Source organism: Armatimonadia bacterium (assembly GCA_039679385.1).
In the GTDB taxonomy this organism is placed as follows: Bacteria; Armatimonadota; Zipacnadia; order Zipacnadales; family JABUFB01; genus JAJFTQ01.
In genome coordinates this window covers 23132-47983 of the sequence record JBDKVB010000051.1, presented here as the reverse complement: position 1 = coordinate 47983, position 24852 = coordinate 23132, and the positions used below count along the sequence as shown (strand labels likewise).

Here is a 24852-nt window from a genome sequence, read left to right as displayed (position 1 = left end):
GCCGCCAAAGGCGTAACCGCAAATCCGTGGCCATGTATACACATGGCCAACGGCGATGGACGCACGTCTCACGGCTAGGGACACACCCGCTCGCCCCGCCCTCTTGACAGGCCATTTCATTGAGGGGAGGCCGAAGGCCGGGGTGAGGTGCCGTTGCCCTTGCCGTTTCGCCTCTCTGCCGTGAGGAGCGCAGGCAAGGGTGAGGTGACGTTGGGCCGCCCCTTGCCACAACTGCCTGCTGCGTCTACAATCCCGAGAGCCGAGGTGTACTCACCGTCTCCAGTCGCTCGCCGAGGTCCTGACGCTCCCGATGCCCAAACCGACCACTCCAAAACCACAACCTGCAGAGTTAGTCCCGTCGCCGCCCGGCGCCCTGGCTCTTCCCATGTTTGAGCCGACCACCCCAAAACCACAGCCCGCAGAGTCGGCCCCGTCGCCGCCGAATCGTGGCGACCTCAACGACCTCACCGGCAGAGAGTGGATCAAAGCCACCAAGTCCTGGTTCGTATGTGACTCGCGACGCTACCGCCGCAACCGGGACACCGAGTTCCATCCCGCGCGTTTCCCGGAAGAGATGGTCGCGCAGTTCCTGGAGTTCTTCACCCAGCATGACGGCTGGGTGCTCGACCCCTTCTGCGGGAGCGGTGCGACGCTCGTCAGTTGCCTGGAGACGGGTCGCCGCGGTGTCGGCGTCGAGTTGTCGCCCAAGTATGCCCGGGTCACTGCTGCACGCCTCCAGGCCCTGAGCCCTGATCACCGAGTGCGCGTCATCGAGGGCGACTCCCGGCAGATCGCGACCCCGGACTTCTGGCATCAGGGCTCCGGTCCCGAGAACCACTCGCACGGCCTGCCGCGATTTGACTTCGTTATCACCTCGCCGCCCTACTGGAACATGCTGCACACCAGTCGCGGCGGAGTCTTGTCAGCCCAGAAGCGGCGAGCCCGACGCGGACTCGACACGCACTATAGCAACGCCGAGGAGGACCTGGGGAACGTGGAGTCCTACGAGGACTTCATCGAGTCTCTGGGCCGCGTCTTCGACTCCTGCGCCCGACTTCTGAAGCCCCGCAAGTACCTCGTCTGCGTGGTTCAGAACTGCCGCGCGCCCGAGGGCGAAGTGAAGCCCCTGGCCTGGGACCTGGCCCGGCGCATCAGCCAGACCCTCAGCTTCCAGGGCGAGCGCATCTGGTGTCAGGACAGCAAGCCGCTCGGAATCTGGGGTTTCCCGAAGGTCTTCGTGCCCAACTACCACCACCACTACTGCCTGATCTTCCAGAACACCAGGCCCTGACCGACCGAGGCTGCGCTGAGGAGGCCGACCACTGGATGGGCGAGTCAAAACGCTGGGATTTCGACACCTACGACTGGGTCGACGAGTACGACACTCGGATTCGGCACAAGGCACGGCTGTGCTATGACGCGGCGATAGGGAGCCTCGCCAGGCTGTCCCAAGCGCGTCCCGGCGAGACGGTTGTCGACATCGGCACGGGAACCGGCAACTCCGCCCTCCCGTTTCTGGAAGTGGGCTGTCGTGTCCTCGGTTTTGATCCTTCGCGCCGGATGCTCGCCCAGGCGAAGGAGAAGGTTGTGCGCTGGCCGGGCAAGTACACCGTGAGCCTGGTCGACGATCCCTTCCTCTCGCTGCCGGTCGCGAGCGAGTCTGCGGATATCGTCGTCGCCGCCTACGCCATCCACCATCTGGATGACGAGGCCAAGCAGGCGGCCGTCCGTGAGATGACTCGCGTCCTGGCCCCCGGCGGTCGCATCCTGGTCGCGGACACGATGTTTCAGGATGCCGCCCACAGACAGCAGGTCATCCAGCGTATCCCTGAGGTGGAGGAGGAGTACCACCCGCTGCTCTCCTCCTTCCCGCGCATGTTCGGTCAACAAGGTCTTGCCGTAACGCTCTACCAGATCGGTGAACTGGTGTGGACCCTGGTTGCTTCCCGCCCCTGAGGCCTCACCACGATCACCCGCAGTCCCATCAATCAGTCGGCCCATTCCTGCCCCAACCTGGATACCCCACTCATGCCCGCCAAGGCCACTGTCGCTCTCGTCTCTCTCGGATGCCCCAAGAACCTCGTCGATTCCCAGGCCATGCTCGGACTGCTGCAGCAGGCAGGCTATGAGATCGTCGAAGAGGTAGAGCAGGCCGAGGTCATCATCGTCAACACCTGCGCCTTCATCGAGCCCGCGCAGGAGGAGGCCATCGATGCTCTCCTCGACCTCGCGGAGTTGAAGAGGGACAAGTGCCGTGCCCTGATCTGCGCCGGATGTCTTGCCGAGCGCCACAAGGAGACGCTCCTTGACGAGCTGCCCGAGGTCGACGCCTTTGTCGGAGTTGGGGCGGTGCCGTCGATCGTGGAGGCCGTCGAGGGCGCCCTGGCCGGACGCCGCGCCTTTGTTGACGCGCCCCTCAGTTACGTCTATGATGGTTCGTCCCCGCGAGTCCTGACAGGGCCCTCCTGGCTGGCCTATCTGAAGATAGCAGATGGCTGCAATCACCGCTGCGCCTTCTGCACGATCCCTCAGCTTCGAGGCCGCTATCGCAGCGTTGCTGTCCCGGCCCTGCGTAGCCAGTTTGAGCACCTCGTCGACTCCGGGGCGCGTGAGGTCTGCCTGATCGCCCAGGATACCAGCGCCTACGGCAAGGACCTGGAGCCGCGCCTCAGGCTGGCCTACCTGCTATCAGACCTGCAGCAAGTGCCCTACGACGGCTGGCTGCGAATGCTCTACCTGCACCCTGACAGTCTGGATGAGGATACGATCGCCGCGATGTGTGGAGCCGGGCCGGTCCTCCCCTACTTCGACATCCCCTTGCAGCACGCTTCACAGTCCGTGCTGCGAGCCATGGGCCGCAAGGGCGATGCCGAGACCTACCTGAAGCTGGTGGAGAGCCTGCGTCGCCACAACCCCCAGGCGACTGTACGCACCACCTTCATCGTTGGCTTCCCCGGTGAGACCGACCGCGACTTCGAGTTGCTCCTGGACTTCATCACCCAGGCGCGACTGGACCGGCTCTCCGTGTTCCGCTACTGGCCGGAAACCGGCACCCGTGCGGCGACGCTGCCCGACCAGGTTCCGCTGGAGGTTGCCGACGAGCGCCTTGATGAGCTGATGCGAGTGCAGGAAACTCTCTCGCTGGAGATCAACCAGCGCTTTGTCGGCCGCACTATGAAGGTGCTGCTTGAGGAGCCCCTGGAGAGAACCATCTGGCGTGGCCGCACCTACCGTGACGCACCAGAGATTGACGGGGAAGTCAAGGTGACTCTGCCGGCGGCAGACCTCGTTCTCGAACCCGGTGAGTTCGCCGACGTCCAGATCACTGCGGCGGAGGTCCATGATCTCCGAGGGAGAATAGACCTTCCCCGCAATGACCTGCGGCGGGACCCCTGACCGCCCGAGATCCTTATGAGCCGCGAGGAAACACCCGTGACCTTGACACCAGCTGACTACGCACGTCGCACCCTTGGCGACGCTTTGTTCGAAGTGATGCTGCGCAGGCCGGGACCGACACCCGGCTGCATTGTGCTCCGGGCTCTTCCCGAATCCTTGCACGTCGCTCCGCAGGCCGCTCGTGGTGTGCTGGAACAGGACCCACGCTTCTCAGTGCAGCAGGGCAAGTTCGACCTCCTGGCCCGGGGCATCCTCACCGGCAGCAACTTCAACCGCTCCGTGGAAACGCTCATCGCCGACCTGGGACGCCCGATCCCGATCCCTGAGGTCGCCGACTTCATGGCTAGCCTTGGCGGCCGTGACAGCGCCTACTACACCGAGCTCCTCAGCCGCCTCGTCCGCAAGGCCGAGGTGTTTTGCGAGGTCGACGGCAGGCTGGTTCCGCGCTCCTGGCTGCTGTTCCCTGAGGGCGATAACGAGGACGACGTGCTCTTCTACTGCGACCTCGACGGCAACGAGGAGATCGCTGCCTTGCGGTCCGGCTGCACCGCCGAAGGTCTGCGTGGAGCCGACTGCCTCGAGACCGCGGTCAACCTGGTCCGGGCCGCCCGCCGGCCCATCAGCAACAAGATCCTGGGCTTCTTCGTCTACCGCCTGCATCCGGCCGACTTCGACCCGCTGGAACTGCTGCGAGAGATGCTCGCCGAGGAGCGCCTCTACGCCGAGCCGGGGCTGTACTGGATCCCCGGCGATGTCCGGGCCGGCATCAAGGCCGCGCTGGAGTTGCTGAACAAGCAGGCCACAACTACGGAGAAGGCAGCGGGACCCAATCTTGACGAGTTACTCGCCGAGGAGCTGCCGCCGGATCACCCGGGGTACTTCATCGACGACGACAACCTGGCCCTCGTCTACGAGATCATGAACGTCAGTACGCAGCCGGTGACCGTCCTTGAGCTGGTCACCGAGGTCCTTGGCCTCGCACCCGACAGCCCGCGCTTCCTTCCCGCAGCCCATTCGGTACGGGCGTTGCTGCGCGACGATCCCAACATCCTGGAGGTGGGACCGACGACCTTCGCCGGGGCAGGGGCGACCGGCGGCGAATAGCCGCTTTGCCCTGATTCCGCCGCTCCTTGCGGTCTGCGAGTCGCCTTTCCCATCCTTTACGTCCGTCCATACCAGCCTCACTACTTCCACCCGTTCCTACACTCGGAGCCTCCCTCATGTCTGACATCATTCGCACTCGCTTCGCCCCGTCCCCGACGGGTTTCATGCACGTGGGCAACGTCCACACTGCGCTTTTCTCCTGGCTGACTGCTCGCCACTTCGGCGGCCAGTTCCTCCTGCGCATCGAGGATACCGACGAGGTACGCTCGACGCCCGAGGCCCTCGACGTCATCTACGGCGGCCTGCGCTGGTTGGGCCTCAACTGGGATGAAGGTCCGGATATCGGCGGCCCGCATGCACCCTACGTGCAGTCCGAGCGCCTCGACATCTACCACAGCTACCTCGACAAGCTGCTGGAGGAGGGCCGTGCGTACAAGTGCTACTGCACGCCCGAAGAGCTGGAGCAGGAGCGGCAGATCATGCGGGCTCGGGGCCAGGCTCCGCGCTACAGCGGCCGGTGTGCGAAACTCACCGATGCCCAGCGTCGCGCCTACGAGGAGGAGGGACGACCGGCTTGCCTCCGGTTCCGGGTCAAGGAGACCGGCGCCACCGTCATCCCCGACCTCATTCAGGGCGACGTGACCTACGAGAACGCGCTCATCGCCGACACGGTCATCTTCAAGACCTCCGGCTATCCCACTTTCCACTTCGCGGTGGTCGTCGATGATTACCTGATGCAGGTCAGCCACATCATCCGTGGCGTCGAACACCTGCCGAACACGCAGATCCACCTGCAGCTTCAGGAGGCGCTGGGCTTCACCACGCCCAAGTACGCGCACCTGCCGATCATCCTCGGCGAGGACCGCACGAAGCTGTCCAAGCGCCATGGCTCCGTGGCCGTCACCGACTACGAGGCCCAGGGCTACCTGCCCGAGGCCATGTTCAACTTCCTGACGCTCCTCGGCTGGGCACCGGGCGATGAGAACGAGGTCCTCAGCCGCGAGGACATCATCTCCCGCTTCAGCCTCGAGGCCTGCAACAAGGCCCCGGCCGTCTTCGACCTCAAGAAGGCAGAGTGGCTCAACGGCGAGTACGTCAAGCGGGGCGACCTGCACACTCTCACCGCAAAGGTCCTCCCGCGCCTGCAGACAGCGGGGCTCTTCGAGCAGGACCCCTCTGCCGAGCGCGTCGAGTGGCTTAGCAAGGTCATCGACCTGATGCGTGAGCGCGCCAGGCTCCTCAGCGTCTTTGAGGGCTGGGCACGCTACTTCTTCACCGACGAGTACGACTACGACGCCCGGGCACGCGAGCAGTGGCTGTCCAAGCCCGAGACGGCGCCGGTCCTCGCCAAGCTCGCTGACCGCTTGGAGGCCCTGGACCCCTGGACCTGCGAGACCATCGAGGCCGCGGTCCGCGGCCTGGCAACCGAGTTGGGCCTCAAGGCCGCCGGTGTCATCCACCCGTGCCGCGCCGCCGTGACGGGAACCACCATCGGCCCGAGCCTGTTCCACCTGCTGGAGCTCCTGCCCAAGGAGACCGTCCTGCGTCGCCTGCGTGCGACGGAGGCCAGGGTCGCTGCCGGGGAGCTGCAGGCCCTGCCGGAGCCGACTGAGTAGCCGTCGTCCGTCCTGTCTGGCTCCGGCGGCGAGACAGACCCGAAGATCCGTCTCCCTGGCGGCCGTCTGAGGCTCCTGCGCCGGCGGTCCTTGACGCAACTGAGGGCCCCGCGCCGTCTCCCTTGCCTTGGCGAGCCTTCCGGGCCTATAATGCCAACGGTTGGTAACCAAAGAAGCTGGTGCCACACCCTTGTCGCTGGGGGAGCTAGCCCTCTGCTGAGAGTGCGGCCCCGGTGCGTGATCGGACGTCGACCGTCCGCACCGGGCTGCTGACCCCAGGACCTGAACCGGATAATACCGGCGCAGGGAAGCGACCGACGGTTCCGTGTCCCTCACGGCCGCCGACCGCCTTCTTGCCCGGGTCGGCGGTTTGCGCTTGCCGCCGACCGCGGAGGCGCATTGCACATGACACAGCCGTCACCATCCAGTACGAACCTGCCAGGGGGGCAGCAGGCACCAACCGGCACCGTCGAACTCAAGGACTGGGACAAGGTCCTCGAGTCGCTGGTCGCCGCTGTCGCCCGTGACGAGAACGTATCCGAAGACACACTGCGCGACGGTCTCCGCCGCGGCACCATCGTCCTGATGGGAAGCCCCGAGGGGCCCGCAAAGCCCTTCGGACTCGGCACCGGACTGCGCACCAAAGTCAACGCGAACCTTGGCACCTCGGAAGACTACCCTGAGCTCGATGTGGAGCTCAAGAAGCTCGAAGTCGCGGTCGCGGCCGGCGCCGATGCCGTAATGGACCTGAGCACCGGCGGCGATCTCGATCACATCCGCCAGACGATCCGCCGCGAGTGTCCCGTGGCTCTGGGCACCGTGCCGATCTACCAGGCTTTCGGTGAGGCCGAGAAGCGCTTCGGCTCCTTCATGGCCTTGACGCCTGAGCTGCTTTTTGAGACCCTTGAACGCCATGCGGCAGATGGGGTAGACTTCCAGACCCTGCATTGCGGCGTTACCCGCGCCTCCGTGGCAGCTTTGGAGACGCAGCCGCGAGTCTGTGGAATCGTGAGCCGTGGCGGAAGTCTCCTCGCCCGCTGGATGAAGGTCAATGGGCAGGAGAACCCGCTGTACGAGCGCTACGACGAGCTTCTGGCCCTGCTGAAGCGCTACAACGTCGCCATCAGTCTGGGCGACGGTCTGCGCCCCGGAGCCCTCGCCGACGCCTCAGATCGCGGCCAGATCGCCGAGACGGTCATCCTTGGCGAGCTTGTGGCGCGTGCCCGCGAAGCGGGTGTGCAGGCCTTTGTCGAGGGGCCCGGTCACATGCCCCTGGACCAGATCGCCGGCACCGTCATGACCCAGAAGCGCCTCTGCCAGGGCGCTCCCTTCTACGTCCTGGGGCCGCTGGTCACCGATGTCGCTGCCGGTTACGACCATATCACCGGCGCGATCGGCGGGACGCTGTGCGCTGCTGCGGGGGCCGACTTCCTGTGCTATGTCACACCGGCCGAGCACCTCGGCCTGCCGACGGCGCAGGATGTCTGGGACGGGGTGATGGCCTCGCGAATCGCCGCTCATGCCGCGGACATCGTCAAAGGTGTCCCCGGTGCCCGTGAGTGGGACGACCGGCTCTCGCGAGCCCGACATGAGTTCGACTGGGAGAAGGTCACGGAGCTCGCTCTCGATCCGGGACGCGTCCGCAAGGTCCGCGGCGATCGGGCCTCGAGAGACCCGCAGGCGTGCTCCATGTGCGGCAAGTTCTGCTCGATGAAGGTAGAAGCGACCCTCGCCAAGGAGTCCTGACGGGGTCCGCTTGGCCGTCCCTTGCTCTACCCGTCGCAAGCCGGAGGGCGTCGCGGTCCACCGGCCGCCTACCCATCACATCTCATCGTCTGCGAGAACACCATGTCTATTGTAAGGCTGCGCAAGGTATTCCGCAAAAAGCTCCAGGTCGGAGTCGGAAAGAAGAAGTTCAGCGTCGGTAGCCCGATGGAGATCCTCTTCTGGCTCATCATTGTCATCTTTGTCGTCGGCGCTTTCTACACCTTCGGAGGACCAAGCTCCGGCGGCCGGGGCCAGGCAGGCAAGGAAGGCCAGCGGAAGGTTAGCACTGTGGTCGCCGTCGTCGATGACCAGAAGATTGAGCGCGCCGAGTACGAGGCCGCCCTTGAGATGTCGCGTCGCTCAATGCCGCCGGGGCAGGCCCTCACCAGCGACCGCTACCTCAAGGTGAACGTCCTTGATGGCATGGTCGACCGCATCCTCAAGACCGCGGCCGCCAAGAAGGAAGACATCAAGGTCAGCGGTGCCGACGTCAACAAGAAGCTCGATGAGATGGTCCAGCAGACCATCGAGCGCTCCTATCCGAGCCGCCGGGCTCTGGCCAAGTACCTCGCCAAGAGCCGCATGACCCAGGACCAGTACAAGGCCAAGATCCGCTCCGACTACACACAGAACCGCGAGCAGGTCCTTGAGACTGTGATGTTCGATAAGCTCGAGCAGAAGGTCAAGGACGCTGTCAAGGTGTCCGACAAGGACCTCGAAGACAGCTACGCCAAGGCCAAGGCCCGCCATATCCTCATCATGCCCGACAAGCTGCGCGAGGCCGACCAGCAGGCCCAGGGCAACAAGAACCAGGCCCAGCCGGCTAAGGACTACAAGGCCCTCGCGAAGAAGAAGGCCGAAGACCTCCTCGCGCGCATCCAGAAGGGTGAGGACTTCGCCAAGCTCGCCCAGGAGAACAGCGACGACCCGGGCAGCGCCAAGGACGGCGGCCTCCTGGTCACCCAGAAGCCGCCTACACCCGGCCAGACCGAACCGGAGAAGTCCGAATACTTCGGTCGCGGCGAAATGGTCCCCGAGTTCGACAAGGCCTGTTTCGCCCTCAATCCCGGCCAGGTCAGCAACGTCATCGAGACCAGCTACGGCTTCCACATCCTCCAGCTCCTCGACAAGAAGGTCGAGTTGCCGGCTGACTTCGCCCAGAAGAAGGAAGACTACCGCAAGCAGCTCACCGAGCAGCGCAAGACCGAGGCCTGGACCGAGTACACCCAGAACCTCAAGAAGGCCGCCAAGATCCAGATCCAGGACCCGGAGCTGGCCGCCTACAAGGCCCTCGACGAGAACGACAAGGCCAACGCGGTTCAGCTACTCAACAAGGCCAAGAACGACGACCCGACCAACATGGGCGCCCGCTACCAGCTCGCCGTCCTCCTCCGCGAGAGTGGCGACAAGGACGGGGCCTTGGCCCTGTTCAAGGAGCTCACCGAGGACCAGAGCGCTGTCTCTACGCCGGACGTACACATGTCCCTGGCATCGCTCTACGAGGAAAAGAACATGAAGCAGCAGGCCATCGACTCCTACAAGGCCGCCTCCGACTGGGCCCTGGCCTACGAGTGGCAGAACTTCATGATCCACCAGCAGGTCAAGTCCAAGCTCGAAGCTCTCGGTGCCAAGGACCTCGCCGCCGAAGAGCAGAAGTGGATCGACGAGTTCCAGAAGGAGTCCCAGAACAACCCGATGGGCGGTGGCATGCCGATGATGCCCAACATGCCCATCCAGGGCGGCCAATAGCATAACAGGCCGGCACCGCCGGCTCTTGAGGTGAACCGAGGAACAAGCCGCCCGGCGGCGTGGCGACGAACGCTAACGCAGACCGGGCGGCACCACCTTCGCCCGTCGGTGCGAAGGAATCGGAACCTATCACTATGCGACCCACAACGCCCTTCCGCGTGCGTCTCGCTCAGATCGGGCCCCGTCTCGGCGACCTGGACACCAACCTCGCCCTTCACCTGCAGATCGCCGAGCAGGCTGTCGCCGACGGGATCGACCTCCTGATCTTCCCGGAGCTCTCCCTCACCGGCTACTACCTGCGCGACCTCACCTCCGACATCGCGCTCAACCTCGAGGCCGAGCGGCTGGCTCCGCTCTTCGAGGCGAGTCAGAAGCTCGATATCGTGTGCGGTCTGGTCGAGGAGACCGACGCCTGCAGCGTCTTCGCCTCCGCTGTGTATTTGTCCGGCGGCGAAGTCGTGCACTGCCACCGCAAGGTCTACCTGCCCACCTACGGGATGTTCGACGAGGGTCGCTACCTGTCACCCGGCCGCTCGGTCCGCGCCTTCGACACCCGCTTCGGGCGCATGGGTCTGCTGGTGTGCGAGGACCTCTGGCATCCGGTCCTGCCCTACCTGATGGCGCAGGACGGGATGCAGTACCTCCTCGTGGTCTCGAACTCCCCGAGCCGCGGTGCCGATCCCGAGGGCCTCGCCATCGCCCACACCTACGAGGCCATGCTGAGCACCTACGCGAACCTGTTCCAATCCTACGTTCTCTTCTGCAACCGGATCGGCTACGAGGATGGCGTCAACTTCTGGGGTCAGAGCCGTGCGGTCGGCCCGAACGGCAAGACGGTCGCCTGCGGTCCTCTGCTTGAGCCCGCGCTAGTGGATGCCCGGATCGACCCGGCCGAGATTCGCCGCGCGAGAGTTGCCGCCCCACTCGTTGAAGAGGAAAACGTGGACCTGGCTCTGCGTGAACTGCGGAGGATCGCCGATGAGCGTGCTTGATATCGACTGCGCCCTGGTCACCGATATCCTGACCGGATTCCTGCGCGATGAGATCACCAAGTTCGGTTTCCACCGAGGCGTTCTGGGGATGTCCGGCGGGATCGACTCGACGCTCTCCGCCTTCCTGGCTGCTCGTGCCCTGGGCCCGGAGAACACTCTGGGCATCATCATGCCCTATGCCTCCAGCAGCCCCGAGAGCGAAGGCCATGCCCGTCTGGCCGCCGAGCAGTTGGGCATCGAGACCCGCGTGATCGAGATCACGCCGCAGATCGACGCCTACTTCGAGCGCTATCCCGATGCTACCCGCCTGCGTCGTGCGAACAAGATGGCCCGCGAGCGCATGACGATTCTCTATGACCACTCAGTCCTTGAGACCGCCATGGTGATTGGCACCAGCAACAAGACCGAGGCGCTGCTGGGCTACACTACCCTCTGGGGTGACATGGCCTCGGCCGTGAACCCGATCGGCGACCTGTACAAAACACAGGTCCGGGCGCTGTCCACTTACCTGGGGGTCCCGCAGGAGATCATCGCCAAGGCCCCGACCGCCGACCTGTGGACCGGGCAGACCGACGAGGGCGAGCTCGGCTTCACCTACGAGGAGGCCGACCGGCTCCTGTACCACATGGTCGATCTCCGCTGGTCGCGCGAGGAACTGGCGAACCTGGGCTTCACGCTCGACCTGATCGACCGCGTCCTGCGGATGGTGCGCAACTCGCAGTACAAGCGCCGCATCCCGCTCATCGCCAAGATCTCGCCGCGCTCCATTGACCGCGACTTCCGTTACTCCCGCGACTGGGGCCGCTAGCTTCGCCTCGCGTCGCCGGACACGCCGTCCCACACCAGCGCCTCAGGGGGTGAGACACTATGCAGGATACGCCCGGGCCTGGGACTGAGCCCGCTGCCGATTCGGTCTCCTCCTCGCGGGGCTGCCTGTACATCGTCGCTACCCCCATCGGCAATCTGTCCGACCTCTCCGATCGCGCCCGGCAGACCCTGGCCGACGTCGACCTCATCGCTGCCGAGGACACCCGTCGCACCCAGACCCTTCTGTCGCACCTTGGCCTGCATCGCCCCTTGCAGAGCTGCCACGAGCACAACGAGCGCGAGAAGTCCAATCAGCTTGTCGAGGCTCTCTCAAGCGGCAAGTCCATCGCGCTGGTGACCGACGCCGGGGTGCCCGTCATCTCCGATCCCGGTTCCCACCTGGTCGCGACCGCCTGGGAACGCGGCTTTCGCGTGATCCCCATCCCCGGTCCCAGTGCCGTGCTCAGCGCCCTGTCAGTGTCGGGCTTCAACTCCGACCGTTTCCTCTTCGCCGGGTATGCTCCGCGCAAGTCGAGCGAGCGCCGTCGCTTCTATCGCGAGAACGCCACAGCGCCCTTCCCCGTGGTGGTCTACGAAGTGCCGCACCGCCTGCGCCAATCCCTGGAGGATGCTGCCGCCGAACTGGGGGACGACCGTCTCGTGTGTATGGCCCGCGAGATGACCAAGCAGTTCGAGGAAGTCCGTCGTGAGCCTCTGGGGGAGTTGCGGCAGCACTGCGCGAGCGTTGAGCCCCTGGGAGAGTACACCCTCGTCTTTGGCCCCACGCAGACCTCTGCCGAGGAAGCTGTGCCCGCTGTGGGAGATCTGCAGCAGGCAGCGCGCCTGGCCCTCGAAGCCGGCCTGCGCACTGGGCAAGCGGCCGACCTACTCGCCGCCGCCAGTGGTGTCTCACGCAAGCAGGCCTACAGTCTACTTCTCCGCCTCCGCGACAGCCTGGAGCGCTGAGGCCCCGCTAACCTTCTCCAGAGTCCTCGGCGCCGTCGCTGTCTGCCGCCGGCAGTTCCTCGGTAGCATACTCCACCGCTGCTGTGCGCCCGGCCAGCTTCGCAGCCTGAGCAGCCTGCGCCTTGTCGGGTCCCGGATTCGCAACCAGCATCAGCCCCACAACCACCAGCAGCACTCCCACGAACCGACCGGGCGTGCAGCTCTCCCGCAGGAAGAAGGCCGCCAGCAGAAACGCGACGACCGGATAGGTGGCCGTGATCGGCACGACCTGACTCACCGGCGCCGTCTTCATCGCGAAGTAGTAGGCAGTCTGTGCGAGCACGCTTCCCAGCAGCCCACTGAGCGCGAGGAAGAAGTACGCCCTTGGCTCAAGGTGAGTCACTTCCTTCAGTCGGCCTGTCGCCGCGCAGAGGCCGGCGATCACCGCTGTCGAGAAGGCATTGCGTATCAGGACGGCATGCAGGGGGTCGATCCCCTTCACGCCAAGTTTGTCGAATAGCCCGTTGGCTCCCCACGCGAGGACCGCAACCAGGCACGCCAAAAGCGCCGTCGGACTCATCTTTTGCTCCTTGTGGGGCGAAGGGGCCTTAGCCCTCCTCGGTGCCCAGTTCCATTTCATACACCAGGTACCCGGAGTTCTTCATCCCGAACCGCTCATAGAAGGCTCGGGCCGACTCATTGCTCTCCAGCACATCCAATGACAGCGACCAGTAGCCGCGACGTCGGGCCTCACCGTGCAGAAACTCGAACAGTGCCGTAGCTGCCCCTGAACGCCGCGCCTCCTCCACCACATACACATCCTCGATGGTCCCGCGAAGACGGCCGTGCCAGGAGGTGTAGCTGCGGTGCAGCGCCGCCATGCCGATGATCTGGCGGTCTCGCTCCGCAAAGGCGAATCGGTACTCCTCCGGATTGCGCAGGGCGAACTCGAAGGCCTCGCGCAGTGTGTCGAGGTCGGTGCTGACTTCGTGCTGGTCTGCCAGGGCTGCCATCAGTTGAATGGCCGGCTCCCGATCCCAGCGTGTCGCCCACCGAACCAGCAGTGCTGTGCCTTGTGCAGTCATGTCTCGGGCCTCGCTAGTCGTTGATGAAGAGCCTACCTTCGCTGGTCTCGCGACTCTGACCTTCGCAGACGCTCGCGACCGGCGAAGGGCACCTGTCAAGCAATGTAAAGCCGTTACACTACTCCTTGCACTATTTGTCAACACCAGCTATGATCTTCGTGCAAAAGCCGCTGTGGGGGGGGTAACCGTGAAGTCCCCCTGGCGGCCTTGACAACCAGCATCAGGAGGTCGATCCCACATGCGCCGTGGCTTCACGCTGATTGAACTGCTGGTCGTGATCGCCATCATCGCCATCCTTGCAGCCATCCTCTTCCCGGTCTTTGCGCGCGCACGAGAAAAGGCGCGGCAGTCTTCCTGTTCTTCCAACGTCAAGCAGCTCGCCCTCGCTCACATGATGTACCTGCAGGACTACGACGAGAAGTTCGCCAGTTGCTACGACGATGGCAACACCTACCCGGCCGGACGCATCATCTGGGCTGACAAGATCCTCCCCTACGTGAAGAACCGCCAGATCTTCGCGTGTCCCTCACAGAACATCGACATCACGTCCCAGCTTGCCGGCAAGTGGCCGGGAAGCCTGCAGAACACCCGCTATCAGATGCCGATGACGCACGTCTTCCAGGAAGGCTGGAGCGGCGGCACGATGTTGGCCAGCTTCACGGCACCGGCAGAGACCGTGATCTTGGCGGAGTCCAACAACGCCTGGTACCAGCACTACTGTGCTCGCCATGCCGTCGGCTCGGTCATGACCAACGCCAATGGTATCACCTACATCAACGGTAGTGCCAACGAGACCACGTGGCCCTGGCACAACGGCGGGTTGAACTGCGCGTATGCCGACGGGCACGTCAAGTGGGAGACCGTCACAGCCCTCTCCGACGTCAACCGCACTTACCTGTGGGACCGGCAGTAAGCGCGACGAGGCCGCCGCTCTCGGTGGCCCTTCGCCAAGTGCCATCCTAGCTTGCCCGAACACGCCCGCCCTCACCGGCGGGCGTGTTGCTGTCTGCCTGCAGCGCTTCCCCCGCGAGAAGGAATGTCACCTCTCGGGAAGAAGGTCTCTCCAGCACCCTTCCGCGGAGTCCAGGCGTCTCGGGCTGGAGGACTGACGATGTGGCGCCACCTGTGGGTCCCGTGTCTGCTCGCCTTGTGCTGCACTGTCCGTGCCAACCCCGCGGTGCCGATCGCCGAGTCACTCCGCGCCGAGTTGCATGCCGAGTGGGACCGCGACGCCGGCCTCAGTCTGCTCCCTCCCAATCCTTCCGGCGAGATCCAGGGCGCGGCGACCTACGACGACGCAGCCGGAGCCGTGGACGGCAAGAAGACGGGCTCCTACGGCTTCCACACCACCAACTCGGAGAAGCCCTGGTGGCAGGTCGACCTTGGCCAGGCCTTCGTCCTCGACCATCTCCTCCTCTACAACCGCAACGAATCCCAGGGGCTGATGGACCGCTCCAAGGGCATGCTGGTCCTCGTCTCCACCGACAGCATCACCTGGAAGCCGATCTTCGAGCACACCGGGCCCGCCTTCGGAGGTGCCAGGGATGGCAAGCCCCTGCTCCTTGACCTGCGCGGTAAGCAGGTCGAGGCCCGTTGGGTGCGCTGCCAACTCCCCGGCAAGAACTCCTTCCACCTGGACGAAGTCGAAGTCTACCCGACCAACGATCCCGCACGCAACATCGCCCTGAAACGACCTGCCGACCAGAGCAGCGCGGGTCGATCCTCCGTCTCCCACGGCATCGGCAAGGCCGACAGCGGAGCCCGGTATACCATCGACCTCAGCCGCCAGGTTCTCACCCGTGCGCAGAAGCTACTGGCCCTCTTCCGCGAGCGGGATCCCAACCCTCGCACGGCCCTGACAGCGCGGCTGCAGGAGTTGGAGACCGCCGCACAGTCCCTCGATCGCCAGGGCAAGGCCTCCAGCGAGTCGCAGCGTGACCTGTACTACTCGGCCCGCGAAGTCCTGCGGCAGGTCGCCTTCTCCAATCCGCTGCTGACCTTCCGCGACCTTCTCTTCGTCAAGCGCGAGCCAGGCGTGCTGGCCCACATGTGCGACCAGTACTTCGGCAGTCTCCAGCGACCCGGCGGTGGGCTGTTCGCGTTGGAGGACGCCTTCGGTGAGCCACGCCTGCGAGACGTGATCGGCGACGCGCTGCCTCCCGGCAACTTCCTCACGCCGTCGCTGTCTCCGGAGGGTCGCACTGTGCTCTTTGCCTACGCCCAGGGCGAGGCCAACCGCAAACTCAGCTTCACCCGCGAAGCCAGGTTCCGCTTCCACCTGTTCCGCGTGAACCTCGACGGCACCGACCTGCGGCAGCTCACCGAGGGCCCCTACGACGACCTCCACCCTTGCTGGCTGCCCGACGGTGACCTCGTCTTCATGTCCACGCGGCGTGGGGGAGAGACCCGCTGCAGCGGGCGACCGGTGCCCACCTACACCCTGCATCGCATGCGCGCCGACGGCTCAGGACTCCAGCGACTCTCCGATCACGAGACCCACGAGTGGCTCCCGGCCGTCGGCCACGACGGCTCGATTCTCTACACCCGCTGGGACTACGTCGACCGCCACACAAACCTCTCGCACAGCCTCTGGCAATGCCGCCCGGACGGTTCCGGCGCGATGGCAATCTACGGGCAGTACAACCACGAGCGCAAGCCCTGGGGCCTGTGGCATGTACGGCCGGTGCCGGATTCCCCGCGATTGATGGCCGTCGCCGGAGCGCACCATGGCTATGCCTACGGTTCGCTGGCTCTCCTCAATCCGCTTCTGGGCTTCGATGGTTCTGCACCCCTGGAGCGCCTGACTCCTGAGGTCGCCTTTCCCGAGGCCGAGGGCTATCCCTCGTCGGCCTACACAACTCCCTGGCCTCTGAGCGACGACTTCTGGCTGACCTCCTACAGTCCACGGTGGTCGACGCAGTCCGCAGCACACTCGGTGACCCTGGGCGTCTACCTCCAGGACCGCTTCGGCAACCGCGAGCTGATCTACCGTGATCCCACGATCAGCATCGAGAGCGCGGCTCCCGTGCAGACTTCGCCGACGGGCTTCCGCTACCCGGCGCCACGCGACGACCAGCCCTCCTGGGGCCGGATGATGCTGCTGAATGTCTACGACAGCGTGGCCGCACTGCCTGCCGTCCGGGTGAAGTGGCTGCGCCTGGTGCAGATCCTGCCGAAGACAACCTACGCCGCGGACGACCCGAAGATGAGTGTGGCCCGGCAGATCAGCGCCCGTGCGGTGATCGGAACGGTGCCCGTCGAGGAGGATGGCTCTGCCAACTTCGTCGCGCCGGCTCGTGTGCCGCTCTACTTCCAGGCCCTAGACGAGAAGGGCATGGCGGTCCAGACGATGCGCAGTCTTGCCTACCTGCAACCCGGCGAAGTGCGCTCCTGCATCGGCTGCCATGAGCCGCGTCAGACCGCGCCTGCGAACCGCCGTGCCCAGGCCACTTTGCGCGAACCGTCCCAGCCTGTCGCCGGTCCTGAGGGCACCCGTCCCTTCTCCTACCAGCGCCTGGTGCAGCCGGTCCTCGACCGCCACTGCGTGACCTGTCACCAGCCGGGAGGCAGCGGGCAGAAGCTCCCGCTCACCGGGGACTTCGCAAGCGACAAGGATCCCTTCACACGCTCCTACCGGAGCCTCGCGCAGAAGAAGTACGTTCCGTGGTTCGACAGCGTAAATGGGGGAGAGTGGATTCCGGAGACGACGCCCGGGCAATTCGGTGCACGCAGCAGCGGCCTTGTGCGCATGCTCCTAACGGGCCACCATGACGTGAAGCTGCCGCCCGAGGACCTGCAGCGCCTGTGCCTGTGGATCGACCTCAACGTCCCCTTCTATGGCTGCTACGAGCCTGCCCACGTGGCGATGCAACGCAAAGGCGAAGTCGTGCCCTTCGAGCAGTTGCTGCAGTAGCGCCGCAGCGCAACCTCACGGCGCTTCCCACCAGCCCTCTAGTCGGGGCGATTCCTGCCTCAAGGGACCACCAGTGCCAGCGCAGTGGGGAACTCGATGGCGGCGCGAACCGCTTCAGCGCGTGACCAGGGCCACGGGCAGGTCCGGCCCTGCGGAACGATAACGACGGAGCTTTGCAGTTGCAGCGCGGCGCTCTGGAGAGCCTCCACGATGCGACCTTCGTGGTGGATGAACTCCCCCTCAACGTGGTAGGCACGCAGCGCCATCTTTGCCTGCTCTCCGACCCGTCTGCCGCGCTCGCGGTCGCTGTCGGCAATCACCACGTCCAGCCCCAGGTTAAGCTCGGAGGCCAAGGTCCCGGCGACCTTGACGGCCCGGCCACCCGTCACCGAGTTCTCGAACACTAACAGCAGGCGGCGCCAGGCCACCTGTTCATCGCGACAAAGCAAGGTCGGGACGATGGGCCTGGAGATCACGCTCGAGGCTGTGCTTCCCACAAGTCTCCGGCCGACTGTGCCGCGTCGACCCAGCACCACCAGGTCCATTGCCGGCGAGTACTCGCGCAGCACTCGCACTGCCAGCCCGCTCTGCCGGTGCTGGACACAGTGGACACCGGCCTCCTCACACATCCGGGCCGCAGCCGACAGGTCCTCATCGTGCAGCGAAGGCGTATCGTCCTCCGTCATCATCGCGTCCATGCGGTCCATGTAGCTCAGCGGGTCCTCGCTGGGAGCCACGTCGGCCACTTCGGCCGCAGGTCCTGCCGGCTCCACCGCCTGCAGAAGATGCAGGCGTGCATGTAGCCCGCTGGCAAGGCCAATAGCCTGCTCCAGCGCAACCAGCGCCCACCGGGAATTGTCGTAACCAACCAGGATGTTCTTCATAGTAAAGTCCGGGACTCCACCTTGTGGTCGGGAGCCTGACCCTTGTCTGCCTACCCTACTGTCGGCGCAGCCAAACGACAAAGTTGAACTTCGGCAGCCGCCGGTCGATCACGAACTCAACCGGCTGGTTGTTGCTAAGATAGGAGGTACGTTCGACAAGCAGCAAGGGCTCACCTACCTTGACCGGAAGCCACTTCGTGTCATGTGCGGTCGCCGCGGTTGCCGAGATCTTCTGCCGCGACACCGCCACGGTGATTCCATACTCGGCCCGCAGCACCTCTGTGAGGGATTCCTGCTCGCCGAGTCCGCGCTCGATCAGACCCGGCACCATGTGCTCGGCGAAGTAGCCGGTCTGGAGGCACAGGGCCTCCTCATCCGCCAGTCGCACGCGCTCGATGCGAAGTAGCTTGGCTCCGGCGCCTTCGTGCAATTCCGCGGCCACCTCGGGGCAGGCCTCAGCATCGACCAGCTCCATGCTCAGCAGGTTCGAGCTCGGAACCCCGCCGCGCTCCCGGATGTCGCGGCTGAAATGCGGAATCCGGTTGGCGTCGATGACTTCCTCACTCAAGGGCGTGGCGTCAAGAACATAGGTCCCGCGTCCCTGACGAGTTGCGATGATGCCACGGTCCTCCAGTTCCCGCAGCGCCTGCTTGATCGGTGCGAGGCTCACACCGAAGTGCTCTGCCAGCGCCTCCTGAGTCGGCAACTGGTCACCAGGCTCTAGACGACCCGAACGTATCCCGCGTTCAAGCACGCTCATGATCTGCGTGTACAGCGGTCGGCTGTCCTGTGGTGAGAGCTTCGGCATACGGTACTGTGTCATCTGTGCCCACAACTCCAATGGCTGTACGGGCCTCCGGCACCCGGGATTCTCGACGAGGCCGGAGCGTCTTGAGGTTCTACTCAGACCACTCCGCATATTCAGTATAGTCAATCTACTCTTCTCTTGACAACCCTCCCTTGCCTGAGTAAACTTACCGGGACCAGTGGGTGGTTACCTTGCCGGATCCATCGAGCTCCTATCGCGACGCCCTGAGGCTCAGCACGGTCGGGATTACCCTGGCCCTCTGTGTCGGCATCGGCGCAGGGGCCGGCGCATGGTTGGACAAGCATCTGAACACCGAGCCGGCCTTCACCATCGTCGGCTTTATCCTCGGCACGGTTGCGGGCTTTGTTGAGCTGTTCCGCGCCATGAAGGGGCATTGAGGACAAGCGTGCCGGGCGGGAGCATCGGCTTCTTTCGGAGAACCTGCGCAACGACGTCGGTCACGGCCCTCCTTATAGCCTGTGGCCTGTGGGTAGATAGAGGGGCGGACGTCGCCCTCGGTTTCCTGGGGGGCGTTGTTGCAGGGTTGTTGACGCTGTCGGTTACGGTGTTGGTCGTTGAGCGCCTGGCACGCGTCCCCGAAGAGATCCCACCGCTGCGCTGGCCCTACGGCTTGGCCTTCGTCGCCAAGTTTGTCCTCGCCGGGATCGCCATCTATCTCGTGGTCACATGGACGCCGAACCTGATCATACCTGCTGCCGCCGGGTACTTGCTGCCGATCGCAGTGATCGTGCTCAAGACCCTCGGTGCGCGTGTCAATAACAGAACTGCAGTAAGCTAACCGACGTCGTATCCCTTGCGACGCACTGCACCGGCGAGTTCTCTCCCGGAAGTCAGAGCGCCGAAGCCTCTTTATCGCAGACGCGGGATTGCCATGGAAGAGCATCTGGCCACTTGGGTCAACTTTCTCGTGAACCTGGAGCCGGCCCAGCTACGGCCCTACCTCACCGTCAATGTGCTGTCGGCCTGGATCGTCATCGGTCTGATCCTGCTGATGGTCCGTGCCGGCACGCGGCGCATGGACCTTCGGGCAACCAATGGCTGGCAGGTCGTCTGGGAGTGGGCCTTTGAGAGCTTCGAGAACTTCTGCAGGTCCACCATGGGACCGGGGGGAGAGAGGTTCGCACCCTTCCTGGGTACGATCTTCATCTACGTCGCGGGGCTGAACCTGTTCGGCGTGGTCCCTGGCTTCATCTCGCCCACAGCTTCGCTCACGATGACCTTCGCCCTGTCAATCCCGACGATCCTCTACGTGCAGTACCTTGGCTTCCGCACCCAGGGCCTGCACTACCTGATGCACTTCGTGGGAGAGCCCTGGTGGCTGTTCCCGCTGAACATCCCCATCCACGTGATCGGGGAATTTGCACGCGTCCTCTCCCTGGCCATCCGTTTGTTCGGCAACATCTTCGGTGAGGACACGGTCATTGCCCAGCTCGTGGTGCTGGCGAGCGGGATCTTCGCAGCCATTCACGTCCCGATCCCGATCCAGTTCCCGATGGTCCTGTTCCACATCTTTGTGAGCTTCGTCCAGGCCCTGGTCTTCATGATGCTGGCAGCCTCCTACATCTCGGGCGCTCTGCCCGAGGAGCACGGCTCAGCCCATGGACACGAGCCCGAGACGCAGTCCGCAGACGCCTGACCTGTACAACTCGACACTTGAATACGACGGGTTACTCGTTTCACCAGAAGGAGGCCGCAAATGCTCTACGGAGCTGCACTCGCTCTTGCTGTGGGACTTGGTCTGCCGATCGCTGTTGTCGGCGCCGCTCTTGGCCAGGGCCGCGCGGCAGCCGCGGCAATGGAGGGCATCGCCCGCCAACCGGATGCTGCCGGTGACATTCGTTTCGCTCTGATCCTGTCTCTGGCTCTGATCGAATCGCTGGTCATCTACGCGCTGCTGATCTTCTTCATGCTCTACAGCAAGCTCCCGGCTGTCGTCGATGTGCTGAGCAAAGCCGCCGGCGGCTAGAACCCAGTCACGCGTGACCGGTGGCTGCATGCCTCTTCTGCAGCCACAAAGCGCGCCGCGACTTCATCGGCGCCATCGAGCAGCGATAGGTAGAATGTGACCATGCAAGAGTTTCAGAACATCATCAAGGAACTCGGGATCCAACCGTCGGCGCTGCTGATCAACACCATCAGCTTCGTGCTGCTGGTGTGGCTGATGAAGCGCTTCATGTTCAAGCCCGTCGGCTTGTTCATCGAGCAGCGCCGCCAGCGCATCCACGAGCAGTTGGATGCCGCAGAGTCCGACCGTGCCGGTGCCGCCGCCGAACGGGCCGAGATCGCTGCGCGTCGCGAGGAACTCCTCGCCGCCGCCCAGGATGAGGCCCAGGACGTCAAGCACACTGCGACACAGGATGCCGAACAGACGCGCAAGACGGCCCGTGACCATGCCCGGGACATCGAGAAGCTGGCCCGTGCGCAGACCGTGAAAGAGGCCGAGGAGGCTTCCCAGCAGTTGCGTGAGGAAGCCAACGATACGGCCGCAGCCATGGCCCGCAGGCTGCTCCAGGCAACTCTCACCGACGAGCGCCACCGGGCACTCATGGACCAGTTCATCGCCGACGTAGAGAAACTGGCTGGGCAGCAGGGGTCCTAGCTCCGCCTTGCACCCGGGACCGTTACCAGTCCGCCACTGTGAGATAGACTCATGATCGACCGCACTCTCATCCGAAGATACGTCGCTGCCGTCTACCGCCTGGCCGCTGACGCTGGACAGGTGGAGCCGGTGCGTGAAGAGTTGGCCCGGCTGCAGGAGGCCGTCACTCGCGACCCGAGGACCCTTGAAGTCCTTCAGCACCCGGGGATCACAGTGGCCGAGAAGCGCGATCTCCTGCGGAAGGTCGCCGGTGAGGCGCCTTCAACAACCGTGGCCGGCCTTCTCGACGTGCTCCTGGAGAAGCACCGAGCCGAGGTTCTCCTCGGTGCCTCGGACGTCTTCACGGACTTCGCGGATGAGGATGCGGGACGGGTCCGAGCCTTCGTCGAGGTCGCCTGGGAGCCGGATGCCGAGCAGCAGCAGCGCCTACAAAGCGCACTTGCCAGGCTCGTCGGCAGGCCCGTGGTGGCTGAGTTCAAGCTCGTACCCGAGATCCTGGGTGGCGCGCGGGTCCATCTCCTCGGCCGGGTGATGGACGGGTCGTTGCAGGGCTGGCTGCAGGAAATGGTCGGCCGGATAGCCACCGCGCCATCTAGTTAGTGTTGCGGTCCAACCCCTGGGGTTGTTGGAGCGGTCTGTGGGTAACCGCGACGGGGGAGAAGGACCCAGGTCTGTCCCACTCCCTTACACATATGGTTTCTAACGAGGTGACATGCCTTGCCTCTGCGAGCTGAGGAAGTCTCCAAGGTCTTGCGCCAGGAGATTGAGCGTTTCGAGTCAAAGCTGAAGATGGAGGATGTGGGCGTCGTCCTGCAGGTCGGCGACGGTATCGCCCATGTCTACGGCCTTGAGAACGTCATGTCCTCCGAGTTGGTCGAGTTCCCCGGCGGCGTTCAGGGCATCGCGCTGAACCTCGAGGAAGACAACGTCGGCTGCATTCTCATGGGCCCCGACACCGGCATCGAGGAGGGCGACACGGTCCGCGCAACCGGCCGCATCGCCGAGACCAAGGTCGGTGACGCCCTGTTTGGCCGCGTCGTCTCTCCCCTGGGTGAGCCACTGGACGGCAAGGGCCCGGTGGACAGTGACGAGACGCGCCTCATCGAGGTCAAGGCTCCCGGCGTCGTCGAGCGCCAGCCGGTGAGTGAGCCCCTGGAGACCGGCCTCAAGGCCGTCGACTCCATGACCCCGATCGGCCGTGGCCAGCGCGAGCTCATCATTGGCGACCGCCAGATCGGCAAGAGCGCAATCGCCATCGACACCATCATCAACCAGCGCAACAGCGGCGTGAAGTGCATCTACGTCGCCATCGGTCAGAAGTTGTCCACCGTTCGACGTGTGGCCGCGACCCTCGCCGAATACGGCGCGCTGGAGTACACCTGCATCGTTGCCGCTACCGCCAGTGACCCCGCAGCGCTGCAGTACATCGCCCCTTACGCCGGGTGCACCATCGGCGAGCAGGTCCGCGACAACGGCGGCCATGCCCTTATCGTCTATGATGACCTGTCCAAGCACGCCGTTGCATACCGCCAGGTCTCTCTGCTGCTCCGTCGTCCGCCGGGCCGCGAAGCCTATCCCGGCGACATCTTCAACCTGCACTCGCGGCTTCTGGAGCGCGCCTGCAAGCTCAACGACGAGCTGGGTGGCGGATCGCTCACCGCTCTGCCGATCGTTGAGACCCAGGAAGGCGACTTCTCTGCCTACATCCCGACCAACGTGATCTCGATCACCGATGGCCAGATCTACCTGGAGCCCGACCTGTTCTACCAGGGCATCCGACCCGCCATCGACGTTGGCCGCTCGGTGTCCCGTGTCGGTTCCGCCGCTCAGACCAAGATGATGAAGAGCGTGGCCGGCCGCCTGAAGCTGGATCTGGCTTCCTTCCGCGAGTACGAGGCCTTCGCTCAGTTCTCCTCTGACCTCGACGAGCAGACGCGCGCCATCCTCGCTCGCGGTCAGCGCATGGTCGAGGTGCTCAAGCAGGACCAGTACAGCCCGCTCGCCACCGAGGATCAGACCATCGCCATCTTCGCCGGCACCCGCGGCTTCTATGAAGACGTCGAGACCAACCAGATCCGCGAGCTGGAGCCCAAGATCATCAAGCACGTGCACGACAAGTACCCGCAACTGATCGCCGAGATGCGCGCCAGTAAAGCCCTCTCCGACGAGAACGTAGAGCTGCTGGGCAAGGCGATTGCAGAGGCCAAGAAGGCCGCCGGCTAACTGTCCGTTCTGGTACCACGATCCCGGGCCGACTTCTGAGGAAGCGTTAGGGACCGAGAGTCCCGCGAGCAACACATGCCACAGAACCTACGCGCGATACGACGCAAAACCCATACCGTCCAGAGCATCTGGAAGATCACGCGAGCCATGAAGATGGTCGCGGCTGCCAAGCTGCGCCGCGTGCAGGGCGCCGTGGAGAACGGCCGCGTCTACTGGGACCGCCTCGACCAAATCTTGCGTGATGTCGCCGGCCGCGTTGGCGAGATCAGCCACCCCTTCCTGGAGCCGCGCGACGTTGAGCCCGTAGGGGTCGTGGTCATCGCCGGATCTCGCGGCCTATGCGGCAGCTTCAACGTTACCCTCTTGCGCGAAGCGGCCGGCTTCCTTAGTGGCCTGGATCGTCCCGTCAAGCTCATCACCATCGGCCCGAAGGCCGCCCAATCCTTCGCGAAGGGCCCCTGGGATGTGGTGCAGTCCTATCCCTCTCCCGATGACGCCGGGCGAGCCACCATGGCCAGGCAGCTATCCCGTCAGCTCCAGACCATGCTCCTGACCAACCAGGTCGGCGAGGTCCACGTCCTGTACAGCCGCTTCTACTCCGCCATGCGGCATGTGCCGACGGCAAGGCAACTGCTCCCCATCGCGCCTCCTGAGGCTGCCAAGAACGGCGACGCGGCCCGCTCGATCCTCTTCGAGCCCCCGGCGGAGCAACTGCTGGCTTCGCTTCTCCCTCGTGCAACGGACGCCGCGGTCTACGAAATGTTGCTCAATGCTGCCGCCTCCGAAGAGGGCGCGCGGATGACCGCCATGACCACCGCGACGGACAACGCCGAGGAAATGATCGTCACCCTGACGCGTGACTTCAACCGTGCTCGACAGACGCAGATCACCAACGAACTCCTGGAGGTCATCGCGGGCGCCGACGCCTTGGCGGAGTAGCTCT

24 protein-coding genes and 1 riboswitch are annotated in these 24852 nt (G+C 64.6%); of the genes, 20 read left to right on the top strand and 4 right to left on the bottom strand.

Going from position 1 to position 24852, the window contains the following annotated elements; all coding sequences use genetic code 11:
- Positions 1-385 precede the first annotated feature (385 nt).
- The 10 genes from ABFE16_05560 (at position 386) to rsmI (ending at position 12397) form a co-directional block, all read left to right on the top strand.
- Positions 386-1291, top strand: coding sequence for a DNA methyltransferase (locus ABFE16_05560; GenBank protein ID MEN6344752.1), 906 nt, complete (start codon positions 386-388; stop codon positions 1289-1291).
- Positions 1292-1326: 35 nt separating this feature from the next.
- Complete coding sequence (locus tag ABFE16_05555; protein MEN6344751.1) at positions 1327-1956, top strand: methyltransferase domain-containing protein; 630 nt, start codon at positions 1327-1329, stop codon at positions 1954-1956.
- Between the two features lie 72 nt (positions 1957-2028).
- The gene (gene rimO / locus ABFE16_05550; protein MEN6344750.1) at positions 2029-3396 is read left to right on the top strand and encodes a 30S ribosomal protein S12 methylthiotransferase RimO; all 1368 of its coding nucleotides are present in this window, start codon (positions 2029-2031) and stop codon (positions 3394-3396) included.
- Positions 3397-3432: 36 nt separating this feature from the next.
- A complete protein-coding gene (locus tag ABFE16_05545) occupies positions 3433-4500 on the top strand; it encodes a hypothetical protein (protein ID MEN6344749.1) in 1068 nt (355 codons plus the stop codon).
- Positions 4501-4616: 116 nt separating this feature from the next.
- Positions 4617-6116: a glutamate--tRNA ligase gene (gene gltX / locus ABFE16_05540; GenBank protein MEN6344748.1), complete on the top strand. Its 1500-nt coding sequence runs from the start codon at positions 4617-4619 to the stop codon at positions 6114-6116.
- 188 nt (positions 6117-6304) lie between these two features.
- Positions 6305-6442: riboswitch (TPP riboswitch) on the top strand.
- 79 nt (positions 6443-6521) lie between these two features.
- Positions 6522-7862, top strand: a complete 1341-nt coding sequence (gene thiC, locus ABFE16_05535; protein ID MEN6344747.1) for a phosphomethylpyrimidine synthase ThiC — start codon at positions 6522-6524, stop codon at positions 7860-7862.
- A 102-nt stretch (positions 7863-7964) separates the two neighbouring features.
- A complete protein-coding gene (locus ABFE16_05530) occupies positions 7965-9632 on the top strand; it encodes a peptidylprolyl isomerase (protein MEN6344746.1) in 1668 nt (555 codons plus the stop codon).
- A gap of 134 nt (positions 9633-9766) precedes the next feature.
- On the top strand, positions 9767-10624 hold the full coding sequence (locus tag ABFE16_05525; GenBank protein ID MEN6344745.1) for a nitrilase-related carbon-nitrogen hydrolase: 858 nt from the start codon (positions 9767-9769) through the stop codon (positions 10622-10624).
- Positions 10611-11432, top strand: a complete 822-nt coding sequence (locus ABFE16_05520; GenBank protein MEN6344744.1) for an NAD+ synthase — start codon at positions 10611-10613, stop codon at positions 11430-11432. The genes ABFE16_05525 and ABFE16_05520 overlap by 14 nt, the downstream gene beginning before the upstream one ends.
- A 59-nt stretch (positions 11433-11491) precedes the next feature.
- Complete coding sequence (gene rsmI, locus ABFE16_05515) at positions 11492-12397, top strand: 16S rRNA (cytidine(1402)-2'-O)-methyltransferase (protein ID MEN6344743.1); 906 nt, start codon at positions 11492-11494, stop codon at positions 12395-12397.
- Between the two features lie 7 nt (positions 12398-12404).
- Here rsmI and ABFE16_05510 read toward each other — a convergent pair whose 3' ends face one another.
- Positions 12405-12956: an EamA family transporter gene (locus ABFE16_05510; GenBank protein MEN6344742.1), complete on the bottom strand. Its 552-nt coding sequence runs from the start codon at positions 12954-12956 to the stop codon at positions 12405-12407.
- Positions 12957-12984: 28 nt separating this feature from the next.
- Positions 12985-13461, bottom strand: coding sequence for a GNAT family N-acetyltransferase (locus ABFE16_05505; protein ID MEN6344741.1), 477 nt, complete (start codon positions 13459-13461; stop codon positions 12985-12987).
- 238 nt (positions 13462-13699) lie between these two features.
- Between ABFE16_05505 and ABFE16_05500 the strand changes: the two genes are divergently transcribed.
- Positions 13700-14374: a DUF1559 domain-containing protein gene (locus tag ABFE16_05500; GenBank protein MEN6344740.1), complete on the top strand. Its 675-nt coding sequence runs from the start codon at positions 13700-13702 to the stop codon at positions 14372-14374.
- Between the two features lie 198 nt (positions 14375-14572).
- Positions 14573-17374: a discoidin domain-containing protein gene (locus tag ABFE16_05495; GenBank protein MEN6344739.1), complete on the top strand. Its 2802-nt coding sequence runs from the start codon at positions 14573-14575 to the stop codon at positions 17372-17374.
- Between the two features lie 59 nt (positions 17375-17433).
- On the opposite strand, the gene ABFE16_05490 is transcribed toward ABFE16_05495, so the two are convergent.
- On the bottom strand, positions 17434-18258 hold the full coding sequence (locus tag ABFE16_05490; GenBank protein MEN6344738.1) for a universal stress protein: 825 nt from the start codon (positions 18256-18258) through the stop codon (positions 17434-17436).
- Between the two features lie 55 nt (positions 18259-18313).
- Positions 18314-19081 carry a GntR family transcriptional regulator gene (locus ABFE16_05485; GenBank protein ID MEN6344737.1) on the bottom strand — a complete coding sequence of 256 codons (768 nt, stop codon included), beginning with the start codon at positions 19079-19081 and terminating at the stop codon, positions 18314-18316.
- A gap of 176 nt (positions 19082-19257) precedes the next feature.
- On the opposite strand from ABFE16_05485, the gene ABFE16_05480 reads away from it, so the two are divergent.
- The 8 genes from ABFE16_05480 (at position 19258) to atpG (ending at position 24848) form a co-directional block, all read left to right on the top strand.
- Positions 19258-19464: an AtpZ/AtpI family protein gene (locus ABFE16_05480; GenBank protein ID MEN6344736.1), complete on the top strand. Its 207-nt coding sequence runs from the start codon at positions 19258-19260 to the stop codon at positions 19462-19464.
- Positions 19465-19472: 8 nt separating this feature from the next.
- Complete coding sequence (locus ABFE16_05475; protein ID MEN6344735.1) at positions 19473-19865, top strand: ATP synthase subunit I; 393 nt, start codon at positions 19473-19475, stop codon at positions 19863-19865.
- A gap of 93 nt (positions 19866-19958) precedes the next feature.
- On the top strand, positions 19959-20723 hold the full coding sequence (atpB, locus tag ABFE16_05470; GenBank protein MEN6344734.1) for a F0F1 ATP synthase subunit A: 765 nt from the start codon (positions 19959-19961) through the stop codon (positions 20721-20723).
- 60 nt (positions 20724-20783) lie between these two features.
- Positions 20784-21053, top strand: coding sequence for an ATP synthase F0 subunit C (atpE, locus tag ABFE16_05465; GenBank protein MEN6344733.1), 270 nt, complete (start codon positions 20784-20786; stop codon positions 21051-21053).
- 102 nt (positions 21054-21155) lie between these two features.
- Complete coding sequence (atpF, locus tag ABFE16_05460; protein MEN6344732.1) at positions 21156-21686, top strand: F0F1 ATP synthase subunit B; 531 nt, start codon at positions 21156-21158, stop codon at positions 21684-21686.
- A 51-nt stretch (positions 21687-21737) separates the two neighbouring features.
- Positions 21738-22286 carry an ATP synthase F1 subunit delta gene (gene atpH, locus ABFE16_05455; GenBank protein ID MEN6344731.1) on the top strand — a complete coding sequence of 183 codons (549 nt, stop codon included), beginning with the start codon at positions 21738-21740 and terminating at the stop codon, positions 22284-22286.
- Positions 22287-22403: 117 nt separating this feature from the next.
- The gene (gene atpA / locus ABFE16_05450) at positions 22404-23909 is read left to right on the top strand and encodes a F0F1 ATP synthase subunit alpha (GenBank protein ID MEN6344730.1); all 1506 of its coding nucleotides are present in this window, start codon (positions 22404-22406) and stop codon (positions 23907-23909) included.
- Between the two features lie 75 nt (positions 23910-23984).
- Entirely contained in the window at positions 23985-24848 is an 864-nt protein-coding gene (atpG, locus tag ABFE16_05445) for an ATP synthase F1 subunit gamma (protein MEN6344729.1), read from the top strand.
- Positions 24849-24852 lie beyond the last annotated feature (4 nt).